General features: G+C 64.8%; 13 protein-coding genes and 2 tRNA genes. 7 read left to right on the top strand and 8 right to left on the bottom strand.

From position 1 onward, the window contains the following. Positions 1-39: 39 nt before the first annotated feature. The 4 genes from AC1DIM_RS06820 to AC1DIM_RS06805 all read left to right on the top strand — a co-directional run bounded on the left by AC1DIM_RS06820 (position 40) and on the right by AC1DIM_RS06805 (position 3,169). On the top strand, positions 40-1,011 hold the full coding sequence (locus tag AC1DIM_RS06820; RefSeq protein WP_477709727.1) for a J domain-containing protein: 972 nt from the start codon (positions 40-42) through the stop codon (positions 1,009-1,011). Positions 1,012-1,020: 9 nt separating this feature from the next. After that, positions 1,021-1,488 (top strand): tRNA (cytidine(34)-2'-O)-methyltransferase, encoded by a 468-nt coding sequence (locus AC1DIM_RS06815; protein ID WP_477709726.1) that lies wholly within the window; start codon positions 1,021-1,023, stop codon positions 1,486-1,488. Positions 1,489-1,695: 207 nt separating this feature from the next. Then, the gene (gene sigK, locus AC1DIM_RS06810) at positions 1,696-2,304 is read left to right on the top strand and encodes an ECF RNA polymerase sigma factor SigK (RefSeq protein WP_477709725.1); all 609 of its coding nucleotides are present in this window, start codon (positions 1,696-1,698) and stop codon (positions 2,302-2,304) included. 1 nt (position 2,305) lies between these two features. Further along, positions 2,306-3,169, top strand: a complete 864-nt coding sequence (locus tag AC1DIM_RS06805) for an anti-sigma factor (protein WP_477709724.1) — start codon at positions 2,306-2,308, stop codon at positions 3,167-3,169. A 24-nt stretch (positions 3,170-3,193) separates the two neighbouring features. Here the strand turns inward: AC1DIM_RS06805 and AC1DIM_RS06800 are convergent, their stop codons facing one another. The 4 genes from AC1DIM_RS06800 to AC1DIM_RS06785 form a co-directional block, all read right to left on the bottom strand. Next, a complete protein-coding gene (locus AC1DIM_RS06800; RefSeq protein WP_477709723.1) occupies positions 3,194-3,973 on the bottom strand; it encodes a PIG-L deacetylase family protein in 780 nt (259 codons plus the stop codon). Between the two features lie 2 nt (positions 3,974-3,975). Beyond that, entirely contained in the window at positions 3,976-4,929 is a 954-nt protein-coding gene (locus tag AC1DIM_RS06795) for an electron transfer flavoprotein subunit alpha/FixB family protein (protein ID WP_477709722.1), read from the bottom strand. Between the two features lie 15 nt (positions 4,930-4,944). Then, complete coding sequence (locus tag AC1DIM_RS06790; RefSeq protein WP_477709796.1) at positions 4,945-5,736, bottom strand: electron transfer flavoprotein subunit beta/FixA family protein; 792 nt, start codon at positions 5,734-5,736, stop codon at positions 4,945-4,947. A gap of 233 nt (positions 5,737-5,969) precedes the next feature. Further along, positions 5,970-7,541, bottom strand: coding sequence for a S1C family serine protease (locus tag AC1DIM_RS06785; protein ID WP_477709721.1), 1,572 nt, complete (start codon positions 7,539-7,541; stop codon positions 5,970-5,972). Between the two features lie 285 nt (positions 7,542-7,826). On the opposite strand from AC1DIM_RS06785, the gene AC1DIM_RS06780 reads away from it, so the two are divergent. The 3 genes from AC1DIM_RS06780 (at position 7,827) to AC1DIM_RS06770 (ending at position 12,370) form a co-directional block, all read left to right on the top strand. After that, a complete protein-coding gene (locus AC1DIM_RS06780) occupies positions 7,827-9,893 on the top strand; it encodes a TPM domain-containing protein (protein ID WP_477709720.1) in 2,067 nt (688 codons plus the stop codon). A gap of 111 nt (positions 9,894-10,004) precedes the next feature. After that, positions 10,005-10,796: a PspA/IM30 family protein gene (locus tag AC1DIM_RS06775; protein ID WP_477709719.1), complete on the top strand. Its 792-nt coding sequence runs from the start codon at positions 10,005-10,007 to the stop codon at positions 10,794-10,796. Positions 10,797-10,924: 128 nt separating this feature from the next. Then, complete coding sequence (locus tag AC1DIM_RS06770; RefSeq protein WP_477709718.1) at positions 10,925-12,370, top strand: cryptochrome/photolyase family protein; 1,446 nt, start codon at positions 10,925-10,927, stop codon at positions 12,368-12,370. A 39-nt stretch (positions 12,371-12,409) separates the two neighbouring features. On the opposite strand, the gene AC1DIM_RS06765 is transcribed toward AC1DIM_RS06770, so the two are convergent. The 4 genes from AC1DIM_RS06765 to AC1DIM_RS06750 form a co-directional block, all read right to left on the bottom strand. After that, positions 12,410-13,342: a cytochrome b/b6 domain-containing protein gene (locus AC1DIM_RS06765; protein ID WP_477709717.1), complete on the bottom strand. Its 933-nt coding sequence runs from the start codon at positions 13,340-13,342 to the stop codon at positions 12,410-12,412. Positions 13,343-13,472: 130 nt separating this feature from the next. Next, positions 13,473-13,549 (bottom strand) — tRNA-Met (locus tag AC1DIM_RS06760). Between the two features lie 167 nt (positions 13,550-13,716). Then, positions 13,717-13,790 (bottom strand) — tRNA-Met (locus AC1DIM_RS06755). A gap of 77 nt (positions 13,791-13,867) precedes the next feature. Next, positions 13,868-16,906, bottom strand: a complete 3,039-nt coding sequence (locus AC1DIM_RS06750; protein WP_477709795.1) for a UPF0182 family membrane protein — start codon at positions 16,904-16,906, stop codon at positions 13,868-13,870. Positions 16,907-16,941: the final 35 nt, after the last annotated feature.

Here is a 16,941-nt window from a genome sequence, read left to right as displayed (position 1 = left end):
CCTGCCGTGGACTGGCCCGACGAACAGAAGGATGAGTGCTTGACCGAGAGCAGCAGCTCCTATTACGAGGTGCTCCGCGTCGCGGTGACAGCCACCGACAAGGAAATCAAGGTGGCCTACCGCCGGGCGGCCCGGATGGCCCATCCGGACCACGGCGGAGACGCCGCCGCCTTCCGCCAGGTGACGGCAGCCTACGAAACCCTGATGGACCCCAAGCGGCGGAAAGCCTACGACCGCGCCTATGCCGGGGGCGCGGCCGGCGCCACAACGGGTGCGGCGGCCCGGGAAGCACACTTTGATGCTCCGGCGGCGGGGAGTCATGCCTCGGCCACCGTGCACAGGCCCGCCACACCCCGCAACACCGCCGGCGACCCCGCGCTCTACCTGCCGCCCTACGATGCCGCAGCGTTCGAAGCGGCCGGGACGGTTCCCCTCATCCCCTTCAGCCAGGCCAGTCAGCAGGTTCACGGGATGCCGCGAAAACGCGGAATCTTTGGTGCCGAGGCCCGGATCCAGCGCGAGATGCGGACCGTGCAGCTCATCTCCCGGCAAGTACTGCCGGCGATTCCGGCGGCGCGGCTGGTCAACGGGCTGCAGTCCCCCGCGGACAACAGCCACATAGACCATGCGCTGCTGTCCGGCTACCGGCTGGCGCTTATCGGTTCCATGCTCCTGCCCAAGGGGGCTTACGCCTGGGATGGGCAGGCACTCAGGCACGGCGGCCGCGCCATTGTTCCGCCGCAGCTGGCCCACGTGGTGCGCGCCATGCAGGATATTTTTCCTGAACTGAATGTCACCGGCTGGACGGTCATCCACAGCCCGGATGGCAACCTCCACGAGCCTGTCATCGACCGCCATCGGCGCACGGCCGACGCCGGAGAAATGGTGCAGGTGGTCAACGCGGCAGGCCTGGTCCGCGGCCTCAAACACTTCCTGTCCGCCGGGCCCGCGCCGAACACGGTTAACGTGCCCATCCTGGCCAGGCTGCTGCGCGGCATGCACACTGGCTAGGATTGGACCGTGTTCCGAATCCTCTTCCACTCCCCCGAAATCCCAGGCAATACCGGCAATGCCATCAGGCTGGCCGCAATCACCGGCGCCGAACTGCACCTGGTGGAACCCTTGGGCTTTGATTTCTCTGACGCCAAGCTCAGGCGGGCCGGCCTTGACTACCACGACCTCGCCGTCGTGACCGTCCACAAAACCATCGAGGATGCCTGGCGGGAGCTGCAGCCGGAACGCGTCTACGCGTTCACGTCGGACGGCACGGCCAGTTACGCGGACATTGCCTATAAGCCCGGCGATGTGCTCATGTTCGGCCAGGAGTCCGTGGGCCTGCCCGAAAACATTAAGCGCGACCCGCACGTCACCGCCACCGTGCGGCTTCCCATGCTGCCCTCCCTCCGTTCGCTGAACCTCGCCAATGCCGCCTCCATTGCGGTGTACGAGGCCTGGCGCCAGCAAGGATTCGCCGGCGCCCAAATCTGACCGCCGCATTGGAGCCCACACATGGCCCATCCATGACGCTGCCCGCACCGAATCACTCCTGACAGCAATTCCGGAATGATGAAGGAGCGGCGGGTGAGACTCTTACAGGCCCGGCCGGCACTTGAGCCGCCTACCCCGTCCGCTGCCGGACGCAGCCCCTGCGTCGGTGCCCCGGATCCGCCGCCCGGAGACCTATGCTTGATAGTGATGGAAACTCCCAACGCGCCAAACTTCGAGTCCCCGGCCGCAGTCACAGACTCTCCGGCGGATCTCAGCCAGCGCCTGGGCAGTCTGCTCGCCCGGGTTGCCGACGGAGACCAGGCGGCGTTTGCCGAGTTCTATCAACTGACCTCGCGCAGGGTTTTTGGGATGGCCCGCCGGGTCCTCATCGATCCTGAGCTCAGCCAAGACACCACCCAGGAAGTATTCCTCCAAGTCTGGCAGAATGCCGGTAAATTCAACCCCGAAGCAGGCAGTCCGCTGTCGTGGCTGATGACCATCTCCCATCGCCGGGCAGTGGACAAGGTACGTTCCTCACAGTCGGCCACCGATCGTGAAGCAAAATACGGCGCCAGCAGCCAGGAGGTGGACCACGACTCCGTGTCCGCCGAAGTGGACAGCAAACTTGAAGCCGAGGCGGTGGTCCGGTGCCTGGAAACGCTGACCGATACACAGCAGGAATCCGTGCGGCTCGCCTATTACGGCGGCCTCACGTACCGGGAGGTCGCGGCGAAGCTCAATGCGGCGGTTCCCACCATCAAGTCCCGCATCCGCGACGGACTGATCCGTTTGAAGACATGTCTGGGGGTGAGTTGAGATGACCGAAATGAATAGTCAGGGTGGCGCCCGCCGGCCGGGGTCCTTCGGACTGGAGATCGCTGCAGACCTGGATTCCGGGCGGGCCGTGGACCTGGCCGAGCTCTATGCCTTGGACGCTGTCACTGATGACGAACGCGCTGCCATCGACCGCTACATCTCCGCCGCCCCGGCGGACGAGCGAAATTCCTTCCTGGAGCGTGTCCGCCAAGCGCGGGAAACCCTGGCCGTGTCATTTACGGCACAGGAAGAACCTCCGGCAGATCTGTTCGACCGCATCGTGGCGCAACTGCCGTCCCTGGCGCAACTGCCAGGTGCCGGACCTGCCGCACCCGCCGCCGTTCCGCCCGCCGGAGAGCCGCACGCAGAAGCCGCGGATGAGCTTTCAGCGGCCAGGGCAAGGCGGGAAGCCCGACGCGGGCCTGCCGGTGCGCGCCGATGGCTCGGCGCAGCGGCAGCCGCCGCGGTGATCGCCCTCGGTGGCGTAGCCGTGGGCTCGTACGTCGCCGACCAGAACGATCCGATGAACCAGGTGGTCCGGGCCGGGGACGTCCGCGAGGCTTCAGTCCCCGTGGCTGCAGGGGGAACGGCAACGGTCCTGATCTCGTCGTCGAAGGATGCCTTGGTGGTCAAGATGAACGGTGTGCCCGCACCGCCGGCCGGCAAGGTTTACCAGATGTGGCTGATCCCCAAGGACGGCTCCGCACCAGTGTCAGAGGGCCTCATGGACGAAGCCGCGCTCTCCAAGCCTGCCGTGGTAAAGGGCATCGCCAAGGCCGTTTCCCTTGGCATTACCGTGGAGCCGGTGGGCGGCTCCGCTGCGCCCACGACTCCCACGGTGGCAGCCGCACCGCTGGGGGCCTGACCATCCCATAGCCGCCCCCGGAGTCTAGAAGCCGGCGATAGTCTTCGGGCCGTTAACCGCTATCACGTGGAAGGCTTCGGCGCTGCGGCCATCCGTGAGGCCGCCGCGCCGTGCGTTTGTCAGCAGTCCGTTACGTACCACCGATTCCATGGCCTCAACATCGGGATGCTGGCTGACGTGCACATGGATGGCGTCGAGCTTGGTTGCCACGTGGTCCGTGACGTCCACAAAATGGTTCTCGCGCTCGTCCGGCCCTGCATACAGCCACAGCCACGGCACTTTGTAGGCGGCCAATCCGGACTCGGCCAGTTCGGGGTAGGCGAAGGGATTCTCCACCGCGGGATAGACGGCCCTGGTTACGGCCTCCCCCACGGCCAGGTGGTCCGGGTGGCTCTTCTGGAGGCGGTTCCAGTTCCGTTCCGGATGCATGGCAAGCACGACGTCGGGACGGACTTCCCGGATCAGCTTCACCACACCTTTGATCACCTCGTGCGTCGGCTCCAGGTAGCCGTCGCGCTCGTGCAGATAAAAAATATCGGTGACGCCCACAAGTCCGGCCGCCCGGCTTTGCTCAGCGGCCCGGAGGGCGACGATCTCTGCCCGGTGAGCCGGATCGAATCCGCCGGCGTCGCCGTCGGTCATGATGCAGTAACTGACGTGGACGCCGGCGGCTGTCCAGGCGGCGATGGTGCCGGCAGCACCGAAGTCGATGTCGTCCGGGTGGGCGGCGAAACAGAGCACCCGCCCAACCCGGTGGGTGGCCGGGTCGAACGGGCTCTGTGCTGGGGCAGCGGGTTCAGCCACAATCAGCCCTGACGTTTCTTGATTTCTTCCGTGGCCTGGGGAAGGACGTCAAAAAGGTCCCCGATGATGCCGAAGTCCGCAATCTCGAAAACCGGTGACTCGGCGTCCTTGTTGATGGCCACGATGACCTTGGCCGTCTGCATCCCGGCTTTCTGCTGGATGGCGCCGGAAATGCCCGCCGAGATGTAGAGCTGCGGGGATACGGTTTTCCCGGTCTGGCCCACCTGCGCATCATGGCTGATCCAGCCGGCATCGGTGGCCGCACGGGAGGCACCCACTGCAGCACCGAGGGCATCCGCGAGCTGTTCCACGGGGCCGAAGTCGCCGTCTACACCGCGTCCGCCGGCAACCACGATGCGGGCATCGGCGAGGTCCGGTCGGCCGCTGGCCACCTTTTGTTCACGTGAGGTGATGCGGGCGGCCGCGGCGGCGACGTCGGCGGGCACCTCCACGGTGGAAGACTCCGGTGCGGTGGCAGCCGGGGCCGGCGCCGGGGTGATGCTGTTGGCCTTCAGCGTCAGCACGGAGACCGGCGTCGTGGCTTTGGCAGCGGTGGTGTAAGACCCGGCGAGCACCGACTTGTGTGCTGTGCCGTCGGCGTCGACCGCCACAACATCGGTGATCACCCCGGCGTTGAGCCTGATGCCAAGCCGGGCCGCAATTTCCTTGCCCTCGGGTGAATTGTCGAGGAGCACCGTGCTGACGCCGGCTGCGGTGGCGGCAGCCGCAAGATAGGCCGCCTTGGGCGCCACGAGGTAGTCGTCCAGGTCTGCGGCGGAGGGCTGGAAGACCGCGGTGACGCCATATTCGGCGAACGCGGCAGACACTGCCGGGTGCACGCCACCGTTGACGGCGACGGCGGTTTCACCCAGGGCACGGCCCACGGTCAGCAGTTCCAGGCTGCCCTTTTTCAGGGCGTCTCCCGGGTTGTCAATGAATACAAGTACGTTAGCCATGTCTGTGATCCCTCTTTAGAGCAGCTTCTGGGCGGCCAGGAAGTCGACGAGCTGGATGCCGGCGTCGCCTTCGTCGGTGATGATGGTGCCTGCGGTGCGTGGCGGACGTTCCGCGGCCGACGTCACCGTGGTCCAGGATCCGGAGCGGCCCACCTGTGCCGGATCGACGCCGATGTCGGCGAGCGAGAGGGTGGTGATGCTCTTGCGCTTGGCGGCGATGATGCCCTTGAAGTTGGGGTAGCGCGGCTCGTTGATCTGGTCCGTCACGGAGACAACAGCCGGCAGGGATGCTTCCACAGTTTCGGAGTAGGTATCGGCGTCGCGGCGGGCGGTGAGCCGGCCGCCGTCGACCGTCAGCGAGGACGCGAAGGTGACCTGCGGAAGGCCGAGGCGCTCGGCCAGCTGGGCCGGCACCAGGGATGTTTCGCCGTCGGTGGAGGCCATCCCGGTGAGGACAAGGTCCACCGCGCCGATGTGGCGGATGGCCGCCGCCAGCGCGAGCGAGGTGGCGGCGGCGTCGGAACCCGCCAGGGCGCTGTCCGTGAGGTGCACGCCTTCGGTGGCGCCCATCTGGAGCGACTTCTTGACGGCGTTGACCGCGCCGGCAGGGCCCATGCTCAGCGCAATGACCTGGTTCCCTGCCTTGGCGCCGCCGCGGGCCTCGGCCAGCTGCAGGGCAGCCTCGAGCGCATATTCGTCCAGCTCCGAAAGGATGCTTTCGTCGCGGTCCGTGGTGTAGCCCTCCCCGTTGAGGTGACGGTCGAACTGGGCGTCCGGTACATGCTTGACCAGGACGATGATCTTCAATGTCTCTTCCACTGTGTTTACAGCAGCCTTCCATGCTTGTGGACAGCCAGCCGGATGGGGTCATGGCCTCGGAACGCCCGGGGTACGGGTAGATCCTAGCTAACCATATAGTCGTGTTCCGTTGCCGTCCCGTTAACGCCTGTGTCAGAGCCCGGCGGGGCGTCGGATGGGGACGGACGACGGCGGCGGTCACCGTGGTGACCGCCGCCCTGATTTGCTTCCTGCCGTACTTCCTACTGGTCCGCTGCAGTGCCCAGTGTCACGTCAAACGTCTGCTCCTGGCCGTTGCGCTGGACGGTGATCTTGACCGTGGATCCGCCCGCCTGTTCGCGGACGGCAGCCGTCAGCTGGTTGGGCTCGCTGACCGTCAGGTCGTTGAACTTGGTGATGACGTCGCCCACCTTGATGCCGGCCTTGCCCGCTGCCGAATTCGCTTCGACCGTGGCCACGTCCGCTCCGACCGAGAAGCTGGACGAACTGCCTGAGGACTTGTCCCTCACGCTCACACCCAACTGGCCGTGGGAGGCCTTGCCGGTGTCGATGATCTCCTGCGCCACCCGCTTTGCGTGGTTGATGGGGATGCTGAAGCCCACACCAATGTTTCCGCTCGAGGACGAGGACGAGGTATCGGAGCCGGCGGAGGCGATGGCCACGTTGACGCCGATGATTTCGCCCTTGGAGTTAACCAGCGCACCGCCGGAGTTGCCGGGGTTGATGGCGGCATCCGTTTGGATCACGTTGATGGAAATGGATCCCTGGTTGGCCGTGCTTTGGCCCTGCCCGCCGCCCGGGGGCGCGAACTGGAAGCCCTGATCGCCGCCCTGGGAGCTGTCGCCGCTCTTGGGTGCGGCTGAGGACGCCACGCTGATGGTCCGGTTCAACGTCGAGACGATGCCGTCCGTCACGGTGCCGGTGAGGCCCAACGGGGAGCCGATAGCAATTGCGGTGTCGCCGACGTTGAGTTTGCCGGAGTCCCCGAGGGTCGCCGGGGTGAGCCCGGACGTGTCGTCCACCTTGATGACTGCAAGGTCGGACAGCGGATCGGTGCCCACCAGCGTTGCTTTGAGGACCTTGCCTGTGCTGGTGCGGACTTCCAGGGCAGCGTTGGCTGTCTGGCCGTCCAGGGTCACCACATGGGTGTTAGTGAGGATGTGCCCTTTGTCGTCCAGGACGATGCCCGAGCCCGTCCCGCCGGCATTGCCGCTGGAGGCGCTGATGGTCACCACGCTGGGGGTAGCTTTCAGTGCGGCCGCCGTGATGGCGTTGACATCGTCCTTGTTGTTGACGATGACTGTCCCGGGCTGGCTGCTGGTGCTGCTGACCGCTGAAGGTGAACCGTTGCCGAAGGCACCCGAACCGACAGTGGCCACGCCGCCACCTACGAGGCCGGCTGCCAGGATGCTCGCCACTAGGGTCCCGACGCCGAAGGAGGCCTTTCGGCGGGGAGCGTCCGCTGGGTTGGGGGTCGAGTTGTACTGGCCAGGGTTGTACTGCCCCGTATAGCCGCCGGGCAGCGCTGAATGCACTCCGTGCTGGGCCTGCGGGTTGTACGGCTGCTGGTTCTGGGTCTGCTGATTGTGCGCCTGCTGGCCGTAGAACGGCTCGCGGGGAGGATAAACCGGACGGGGTGCACCGGGCAGTTGCTGCGTGGGGTTATCAGGCACCCCGAAGTGGTCAAGCTGCTCGGTCGGATTGGAGTGACCGCCAGCGTCGCTGCCGGCCTCCGCGGGGCTCTGGGCCGGATTCCGGTGCCCGTCCGGTTGCCGGTTGTCAGGCGCTGCACCCGGGGTTGGGTTCTCAGTCATTGGACTTCCTTTCATCCTCGTCTGCATTAACTATGTACCGTCTGACTGGAACTGGGGCGAACGTTTGCTGGGAGGTTCCTGAATACCCTCAGGCTCCGGCCGCTTGTGCTCTCATTGGTTTCGCTGGTGGCATATTCGACGCGGTGGACGCACCCAAAGGTGCACCATAGAATCAAAAGGAATTGCCACAGCGACCTGCGGCTATACACCACGCGTGGGGGCGCTGCTGCGTTCTGAGACGTTGATTCGTCCCGAATCGGCGTCAGGCGTGCTGAAGGGTTGCACATGCGGTCAAAGTTCAAACGTATCCTCGCCGTGATCGGCCTGACAGGGCTGCTCGCGGTTCCCGCCGGCGCGGCTTGGGCCGAGGACCCGGTGGCCATTCCGTCCGGTACGAACATTGTGGATAACGCCAAGATCCTGGGCAGCCGGACGGGCGAGGTCCAGGACGCCATCACGAAGCTCCTGAAGGACGAGAAATACAACCTCTACGTGGTGACCGTGGACACGTTCACCAACCCCACCGTCCCCGGCGACTGGGCCGCGGCCGTGGCGAAGAACAGGGGAATGGGCAGGTCCGACGCCATCCTGGCGATAGCCAAAAATGACGGCAAATTCAGCTTTGTCCTGAACTCTGCCAGCCCCATCAAATCCAAGCAGGGAGCAATCAGCCAGAACGCCGTCACGGCGAACCTCGCTGGCGGCAAGAAGGACTTCGCGCAGGCCGCCATCGACACCGCCCTGGCCATTGGTGATGCAGCAGGCGGTGGCAGCGGCAACGTCCCGTCCGGCAACGGCGCCGGCGCAAGTGTCCTTGTAGGAACTGGCGTAGTTGTTGCCGGCGGTGCTGGCGCGTACCTCTACTTCCGCAACAAGCGGAAGAAGTCCGCCCAGGCATCCAGCGCCAGCTACGGACCACAGGGCGCCGAACTCGATCCCCTGGCTTCGCTGAGCATCGATGAACTTCGGCTCAAGAGCGGCCCCCTGATCATCGAAGCCGACGACGCCATCAAGTCCAGCGAGCAGGAGCTCGGGTTCGCCCAGGCCCAGTACGGCGACGCCGCCGTAGGTAACTTCACGAAAGCCCTGGCCGAAGCCAAGGCTCACATGTCCGAGTCCTTCAAGCTCCAGCAGCAACTGGACGACCACATCCCGGACACCGAAGAACAGCAGCGCAGCTGGTACGGCGAGATCATCCGCCGTTCAGAAGCAGCCCTCGCCTCGCTCCAGGAGCAAAAGGCCGACTTCGATTCGCTCCGTGAGCTCGAAAAGAACGCCCCGCAGGCACTGGCGGCCGTGAGCGCAGGTGCCCGGGAAGCAGACGCCAAGATCGCCACTGCCGAACAGTCGCTGACAGCCTTGCGCGCCAAGTATGCCGACAGCGCCCTGGTCCAGGTTGCTGACAACATCACGCAGGCAAAGGAACGCCTCGCCTTCGTGCAGAATGCCACGGCTACTGCCCAGGAGAAGCTCACGGCCGGTGAAGGCAGCCTCGCCGCTGTGGCTGTACGCGCAGCCGAAGAAAGCCTGCACCAGACCAACGTCCTCCTGGACGCCATCGCCAAGGTTTCAGCCAGCCTGGACGAGGCCCGCAACGGACTTGAGGCGGCCGTCGTCGAAACCTCCCAAGACCTTGCGCAGGCGAAAGCCATGATCCAGTCCGGAGAGCACCCTGAACTGGCCGGGCCCGTGGCGGGCGTTGAAGCCGCCCTGGGCCAGGTGAAAGCCGAAATCCAAGGTGGGAAGATCGATCCCATCGCCACCCTGCAGCGCGTTGAAACGGCACATCAGGCCCTGGACCAGTCCCTCACCGGCATCCGGAACCAGCAGGACCAGGCCCGTCGCGCCCAGGCCTCGCTGCAGCAGACCATCATGTCTGCGCAGGCTCAGATCAGCGCGACGTCCGATTACATCACTGCCCGGCGCGGTGGCGTAGGCACAGAAGCCCGTACCAGGCTTGCCGAATCCCAGCGCAACCTTGACTACGCGCTCTCCATCTCACGCAACGACCCCGTCACTGCGCTCACGTACGCCCAGCAGGCGCACGCCCTCGCGGCGCAGGCAGCACAACTGGCGCAGTCCGACGTCGATAACTTCGGCGGCTATGCCAACCAAGGCTTTGGCGGCGGTATGTTCGGCGGCCGCGGCGGAGGTGGCGGCGGGCTCGGCGGCGCCATCCTGGGCGGCATCCTCATCAACTCCATTCTCAATGGCGGTGGAGGAGGGGGCTGGGGCGGAGGCCATAGTGACGGCGGCGGCTGGGGTGACGGCGGCGGTTTCGGCGGCGGCGACTTTGGCGGCGGCGACTTTGGCGGCGGAGATTTCGGCGGAGGCGACTCCGGAAGTTTCTAGGCGGGAAAGTCCGGGCGACGTCGGGGTTATCCCCCGGCGACGAACATAAACGGTACAACAACTGTTCACTGATTTCAGTGGCCACCATTGAGCAGGACGAAAGGTAACACCATGGTTAAGCAGTCCATTTTCGGCCGCATCGCGCAGCTTGCAAAGGCAAATATCAACTCCTTGCTGGACAACGCTGAGGATCCGCAGAAGATGCTGGACCAGATGGTCCGGGACTACACGAACAACATCGCTGAGGCTGAGTCCGCTGTTGCCCAGACCATCGGAAACCTCCGGATGCTCGAGGACGATTACCGCGAAGACATCAAGAACGCCCAGGACTGGGGCAACAAGGCTCTCGCGGCCTCGCGCAAGGCCGACGAATACCGTGCAGGCGGCGACACCGTCGATGCCGAGAAGTTCGACAACCTCGCCAAGGTGGCCCTGCAGCGCCAGATGTCCGCGGAAAGTGAGGCCAAGGGAGCAGAACCCAGCATTTCCTCACAGCGGGAAGTGGTGGACAAGCTCAAGACCGGCCTCGACCAGATGAAGGGCAAGCTCAACGAGCTGACCAGCAAGCGCAACGAACTGGTGGCCCGGTCCAAGACGGCGGCAGCGCAGTCCCAGGTGCACGATGCCATCAAGAGCATTGACTTCATGGACCCCACCAGCGAAGTGGGGCGTTTCGAAGAGAAGATCCGCCGCGAAGAAGCCAAGGTCCGCGGCCAGCAGGAACTTGCTGAGTCGAGCCTGGACGCCCAGTTCAACCAGCTCGAGGACCTCGGCGAGCAGACCGAGATCGAGGCACGCCTCGCCGCCCTGAAGTCCGGCGGTGCCAAGCCGGCCCTCGGCGCCTCAGCCGCGTCAGTCCCGTCCGGGTCCACCGTGGACGAGGCTGATTTCGACAAGCTGTAGCCAGAAGCAGACCGCCGATTGGGCGGGTCCAGCAGGGCCGGAGTTCGCGACGAACTCCGGCCCTTGGTGTTTCACTCGCCTAACGGCGTTCCCGGCGGCAGCCAGTCGAGGTGTGTAGCGTGGAGGCCATGGCCTCCCCCGTCGCATCCACCATCGTCTGGCTCCGTGATGACCTCCGGCTGGACGACAATCCCGCCCTTTCGCACGCCGTCGACATCGGCCTGCCGCTCACCGTGGTCTACATTCTCGACGAGGAATCCGCTGGCATCCGGCCCCTGGGCGGTGCCGTCAAGTGGTGGTTGCACCACTCCCTGTCGTCATTGGGTGCGGCCCTGACGGATGCCGGCTCCAGGCTGGTCCTCCGGCGGGGACGTGCGGGACAGGTGATCCGCGAGCTTGCACAGGAAACGGGCGCCAAGCACCTGCTGTGGAATCGACGCTACGGCGGCCCTGAGCGGGCCGTGGACGCAGACATTAAGGCCTGGGCCGCGGAGAACGGCATCGAAGCCAAAAGCTTCCAGGCCAACCTGCTCCACGAGCCGTGGACCATCACCACCGGCAGCGGAGGCCCCTACAAGGTCTTCACGCCGTTCTGGCGGGCCTGCATGGCGTCAGGAGAACCCCGCAAGCCGCTGGACGCGCCGGCGGCCCTCCCCTCCCCCGCCAGCCTCGCCGATACCGGCTCCGGCCGCGTGGGCAGCGACGTCCTGGCGGACTGGTCCTTGCTGCCGGTTTCCCCGGACTGGACCGGCGGCCTGGTGCGGACCTGGCAACCTGGTGAAGCCGGGGCTCACAGCCGCCTGGACGATTTCCTGGACGGACCTGTGGAGGACTACGGCACCGGCCGGGACGTGCCCGGAGTGGAGGGCACCAGCAGGCTGTCCCCGCACTTGCGTTTCGGCGAAATCAGTCCGTTCCGGGTCTGGCACGAGATCCGCCTCCGCTTTCCCCGTGAGGTGACGCCCGACGTCGGGATCTTCCGGTCCGAGCTCGGCTGGCGGGAGTTCTGCTGGCAGCTGCTCTATGTCAACCCGCAGCTGGCCACCCGAAACTTCCGACCCGAGTTTGACCGCTTCGACTGGCAGGAGCCCACCGCAGCGGAACTCCACGCGTGGCAGCAAGGCCACACCGGCTATCCACTGGTGGACGCCGGGATGCGGCAACTGTGGCAGACAGGCTGGATGCACAACCGGGTGCGGATGGCCGCAGCGTCGTTCCTGGTGAAGAACCTCCTTGCCGACTGGCGGCTGGGCGAGGCGTGGTTTTGGGACACCCTGGTGGACGCGGATGCCGCCAGCAATCCGGCGAACTGGCAGTGGGTGGCCGGCTCAGGCGCCGACGCTTCGCCGTATTTCCGGATTTTCAACCCGGTGACGCAGAGCAAGAAATTCGATGCCGAGGGCAGGTACCTTCGCGAGTTCTTACCCGAACTTGCCCCGTTGGACGGCAAGGCCATTCACGAACCGTGGAAAGAGACCGGCCTCCAGGGCTACCCCGCACCGGTGGTGGGGCTACCCGAGTCCCGCGAGCGGGCGCTGGCAACCTACCAGAGGCTCAAGGACAACCAGGGCTAAGGCCCCGGTCCCAGGGGCAGATCCCGGTCCGGGCGGGCCTTAGCGGCTGACTTTGCCCATCAGGGAAGCGATGGGGCGGAGGAAGAGGGGCCGCGCCAGGAACCAAGCTGCCACCATCACGGCGACCGACGCCACGAATACCCAGAAGCCAAACCAGCTGACGTCATCGCTGCCGCCGTACATGTGGTTCAGGTTGCGCAGCGCTCCGGTGGCCAGCACCAGGAAGACGTGCACCACGATGAAGGCCACGAAGTAGATCATCACCGGGAAGTGGATGGCGCGTGCCAGTTCCATGGGGTACGCCTTGTTCAGGCCCGCGGCCTTCTTGGGCCACGCTGAAGATGTCCGGATACCGGAGATGAACGCCAGCGGCGCGGCAATGAACACGGTGGCGAAGTAGGCCAGCAGCTGCAGCGCGTTGTAGTTGACCCAGCCGTTCTCGGTGGGCCAGTTCAGCGAGGCGTACTGCAGGGCCGCTGAGAGCGCGTTGGGGAAGACATCCCAGCTGGTGGGCACAATGCGCATCCACTGGCCGGTGGCGAACAGCAGGATCACGAACACCAGGCCGTTGAGGATCCAGAGCGCGTCCAGGGTCAGGTGCAGCCACAGCTCCAAGGTGATCTTGGTGGGCGCGTTCCTGGTCTTGATCAGCCCCTTGTTGTTACGAGTCCAGTGCCCGCTGGGCCGGGTGGTGGTCCGCACCTGCCAGCCGGTCCTGATGATCAGCAGCAGGAAGAAACCGTTGAGGAAGTGCTGCCAGGCCAGCCAGGCCGGGAACCCCACAGGCGCAGCGTCGGGAAGTTCCGAGTGGCCCGGATAGTCAGCGCGGAATGAGGCCACCGCCGGCAGCCCTGTCATCCACTTGGCGAGCAGCACCACCAGCACGAGAGCCACCAGAACGGCCGGAACACCCCAGTAGAGCCAGGACCGCCTGCGCGTCGCAGAGGCGGGCTTCTTCGTGGGTGTGGACATCGAAAAACGTTCCTCTCGAAAATGACTGACCAGTGCTCAAACGGCTCTGCGAACGAGAATACTAGGAACCACCAGTATTCGGGCAAAAAAAGACCCCGGCCGGTGTAACTCCCGGTCGGGGTCTTTCATATGGTTGCGGGGACAGGATTTGAACCTGTGACCTCTGGGTTATGAGCCCAGCGAGCTACCGAACTGCTCCACCCCGCGTCGCAAGATCAACACTACCCTAGTTTGGCGGAGGCAATTACCACTCGCCTGCGGTGGTCATCATTGAGCCTCATCCCCTTCACGCGGACAATCGGCGCTTACACGGGGACAGCCGGCTTAAACCAGAAAGTCCGGATCCTGTTTCCAGAATCCGGACTTTCCACCAGTTGCGGGGACAGGATTTGAACCTGTGACCTCTGGGTTATGAGCCCAGCGAGCTACCGAACTGCTCCACCCCGCGTCGCAAGATCAACTCTACCGTCCGGTGAACGGGAGGCCAAATCCTGGTGACGTGATGTGTGTCTCGCTGGGCCGCCGTCAGTTAGTTGGTGAAGGCGAGGGCGTCGCTGACGGTGTGGCTTCCGGCGCCGGAGTAGCCGCGGGGGCCGGGACCGGGATCTTCACCTCGGCGTCGAGAGCCTTCTGCAGGGCAGCAGCCAGCTTCTTCTGCTCTTCCCCGTAGGCCGCAAAGTCGCCGCCGGCCAAGGCCGTCTGGCCCGCCTTGATGGCGGCGTTTGCTGCATCCAGGGCTGCCTTGAGGTCAGCCTGGGCGCCCGCACTGGCAGGCGGAGTCGCGCCGGGTGTGGGAGGCGTCTGGCCGGTGTTGGCCGAGTCACCGGCAGCCGCACCGGAGTCACCGCCGAAGAGCTGCTTCAGCGCGCCGTCGAGCGTGGGCGCGAAGCCCACCTTGTCACCGAAGGCCACCAACACGCGCTGCAGCGTCGGGTACGACGTCTCGCCGGTGGACTTCAGGTAAACAGGCTGGACGTAGAGGATGCCGCCACCAACGGGCAGTGTCAACAGGTTGCCGTTAAGCACCTCCGAAGCGCCCTGGCGCAGGAGGTTCAAGGCCTGGGACACAGTGGGGTCCGAGTTGAACTTGTTCTGCGCCTGGCCCGGCCCGGGAACCTGGATCTCCGGCGGAATCTGCAGCAGCCTGAGTTTGCCGTAAGTGTCAGCCTTGACGCCCTTCTGGTTGCCGGCGTCAGAGTCTGCCGCGAGGAAGCCGTAGAGGACGTTTCGGGCAGTGCCGTTCACGATCTGCGGAATGTAGGAGGACGTCAGCTGGAATGCGGGCTCCTTCTGGTCAGGCATCTGCAGTGACATGTAGAACGGCGGCTGCTTGACATCGGTGGACACGGTGGGGTCGTTAGGAACGCTCCAGACGTCTTTCGCCTGGTAGAAGCTGCCCGGTTCCGTCACGTGGTAGCGGCCCAGGAGTTCACGCTGGACCTTGAAGAGGTCCTCAGGGTAACGGACGTGGCTCATGACATCCCCGGACATCTCCGAGTACGGCTTCAGGGACGTGGGATACACCTTCTGCCATGCCTTCAGGATGGGGTCCTGGTCGTCCCACGCGTACAAAGTCACCGAGCCGTCGTAGGCATCGACCGTGGCCTTTACGGAGTTCCTGATGTAGTTCACCGAACTGTTGGGCAGTGCCACGGACCGCCCCGCGGAGGTCTGCGAGTCTGCGGTGGCCGCTGACAGCTGTTCCTGCTGCGAGTACGGGTAGTACTGGCTGGTGGTGTAGCCGTCCACGATCCATTTGACGCGGCCGTCCACAAGAGCAGGGTAGGCGTTGCCGTCAACGGTCAGGTACGGCGCGACCTTTTCCACGCGCTCCCGCGGATTGCGGTCGTACAGGATCTGGGACTGTGCATTGACGCCGTCGGACAACAGCAGGTCCGAGGACTGGAACTTGATGGAGTAGAGGATCTTGTTGAAGAAGCTGCCCACATTCGGGCCGCCGTTGCCTTCGAAGGTGTACTGGTTGTCCGCCTCGCCCTCTTTACCGGAGGGCCTGTCCTGCTCACGGGGGGTTGCGCCTGCGGGTGCACCAACAATGGAGTACTCCGGAGAATTCTCGCCGAAGTAGATCCTTGGCTGGTACGTTGAGTCGTTGCCGAGGACACCGGTGGAAGGAATTCCGGACTGGAGGAACTCCGGCTTACCGTCAACGGTGAACTTGTTTCCCTTGGCCGCGACCACGCCGTAGCCGTGGGTATAGACAACGTGCTGGTTCAGCCAGCCCTGCTGGTTCGTGGCGACGTTGACCGGGTTCAGCTCACGCACGGCGATGACGGTGTCCTGGATCTTGCCGTCTATCTCGTAGCGGTCAACATTCAGCGACGCAGGGAACTGGTAGTACGGCCGGTACTGTTCCAGCTGGGCAAACGCGTCAGAGATCAGGTTGGGGTCCAGGAGCCTGATGTTCGCTGTGGTCTGCGCGTCCGGGGCGAGCGCGCCGGTATTGGCCGTGTTGGTCGCGTTATAGCGGTCCACCTGGATCTGGTCCAGGCCGTAGGCCGCCCGGGTCATCTTGATGTTCCGTTCGATGTAGTCCTTCTCCAGCGTCTGCTCGGAAGGCCGCACCTGGAACTGCTGGATGACCCACGGGTACACACCGCCGGCGAGGATCGAGGTGATGACCAGCATGGCCGTACCGATGATCGGCAACCGCCAACGGCCGATGATGGCCGCGATGATGAAGAGGATGGCCACCAGGACGGCAGCGACGGCGAGGATCGCCTTGGTGGGAATCACGGCATTGACGTCCGTGTACAGAGCGCCCGCCCAGCGCCCGCCGTTGCTCTGGAGCGTGGAATAGCGGTCCAACCAGAAGTTGACGCCAAGCAGGATGAGGAAACTTGCACCTGTTACGGCGAGGTGGATCTGCGCGGCTCGGCTGGTGAACACACCGCGTTCCATCAGGCGGATGCTGCCGTACAGGTAGTGGGTGAGGATCCCGGCGATGCCGGCCACCACCACCACGCTGATGAGGAATCCCGTGATGAAGCCCAGGAACGGCAAGGTCATCACGTAGAAACTGATGTCCAGGTTGAAGAGAGGGTCGCTCTGGCCGAACGGTTGCTGGTTGAAGAACAGCAGCACCTTCTGCCACTGGCTGGCGGCCGCGCTGCCGGCGAACAGACCGAACAGGATGGGCAGCCCCACCATAACGACGCGGCGGACCGGTTCAAGCTGTGCCTGGTACCGGTTGAGGTTGTCACGCATTTCAGAGTCCGGCGCATATACGGGCCTGGCACGGTAGGCGATCCTGATGGCGAAAAAGACGGCCACGAACATCAGCGCGAAGCCGACGAGGAAGATCAGGATCCGGGAGAGGTTCTCGGTGAGGAACACTTCGAAGTAACCGAGCTGCTGGTACCACAGGACATCAGTCCACACATTGGCGAAGAAGATGAAGCCCACGACTACTAGGGCAACGACTATCAGGGTGGGTGTCAGGGCCCCGCGTCGTGATGGGGGTCTTCCGGGCGGGATGGGGCTGGTGGGACGGGACAAACTCGGTACCTCATAGCTAATCGTCAGATTTACATTAGGAGCGTGCATGCGGTTGACGTCCGGCACCAGTCAAGCGTGTGGCA

It is taken from the genome of Pseudarthrobacter sp. 01T43 (assembly GCF_056398665.1).
Note: the sequence above shows the minus strand (reverse complement) of the source record. Positions and strands in the feature narration are given on the sequence as shown.

What these genes read in the sequence shown, in the direction of transcription:
- sigK (WP_477709725.1), top strand. Translation starts at nt 1,696, where the DNA reads ATGGAAACTCCCAACGCGCCAAACTTCGAGTCCCCGGCCGCAGTCACA.
- AC1DIM_RS06805 (WP_477709724.1), top strand. Translation starts at nt 2,306, where the DNA reads ATGACCGAAATGAATAGTCAGGGTGGCGCCCGCCGGCCGGGGTCCTTC.
- AC1DIM_RS06795 (WP_477709722.1), bottom strand. Translation starts at nt 4,929, where the DNA reads ATGGCTAACGTACTTGTATTCATTGACAACCCGGGAGACGCCCTGAAA.
- AC1DIM_RS06785 (WP_477709721.1), bottom strand. Translation starts at nt 7,541, where the DNA reads ATGACTGAGAACCCAACCCCGGGTGCAGCGCCTGACAACCGGCAACCG.
- AC1DIM_RS06780 (WP_477709720.1), top strand. Translation starts at nt 7,827, where the DNA reads ATGCGGTCAAAGTTCAAACGTATCCTCGCCGTGATCGGCCTGACAGGG.
- AC1DIM_RS06775 (WP_477709719.1), top strand. Translation starts at nt 10,005, where the DNA reads ATGGTTAAGCAGTCCATTTTCGGCCGCATCGCGCAGCTTGCAAAGGCA.
- AC1DIM_RS06770 (WP_477709718.1), top strand. Translation starts at nt 10,925, where the DNA reads ATGGCCTCCCCCGTCGCATCCACCATCGTCTGGCTCCGTGATGACCTC.
- AC1DIM_RS06765 (WP_477709717.1), bottom strand. Translation starts at nt 13,342, where the DNA reads ATGTCCACACCCACGAAGAAGCCCGCCTCTGCGACGCGCAGGCGGTCC.
- AC1DIM_RS06750 (WP_477709795.1), bottom strand. Translation starts at nt 16,906, where the DNA reads ATGCACGCTCCTAATGTAAATCTGACGATTAGCTATGAGGTACCGAGT.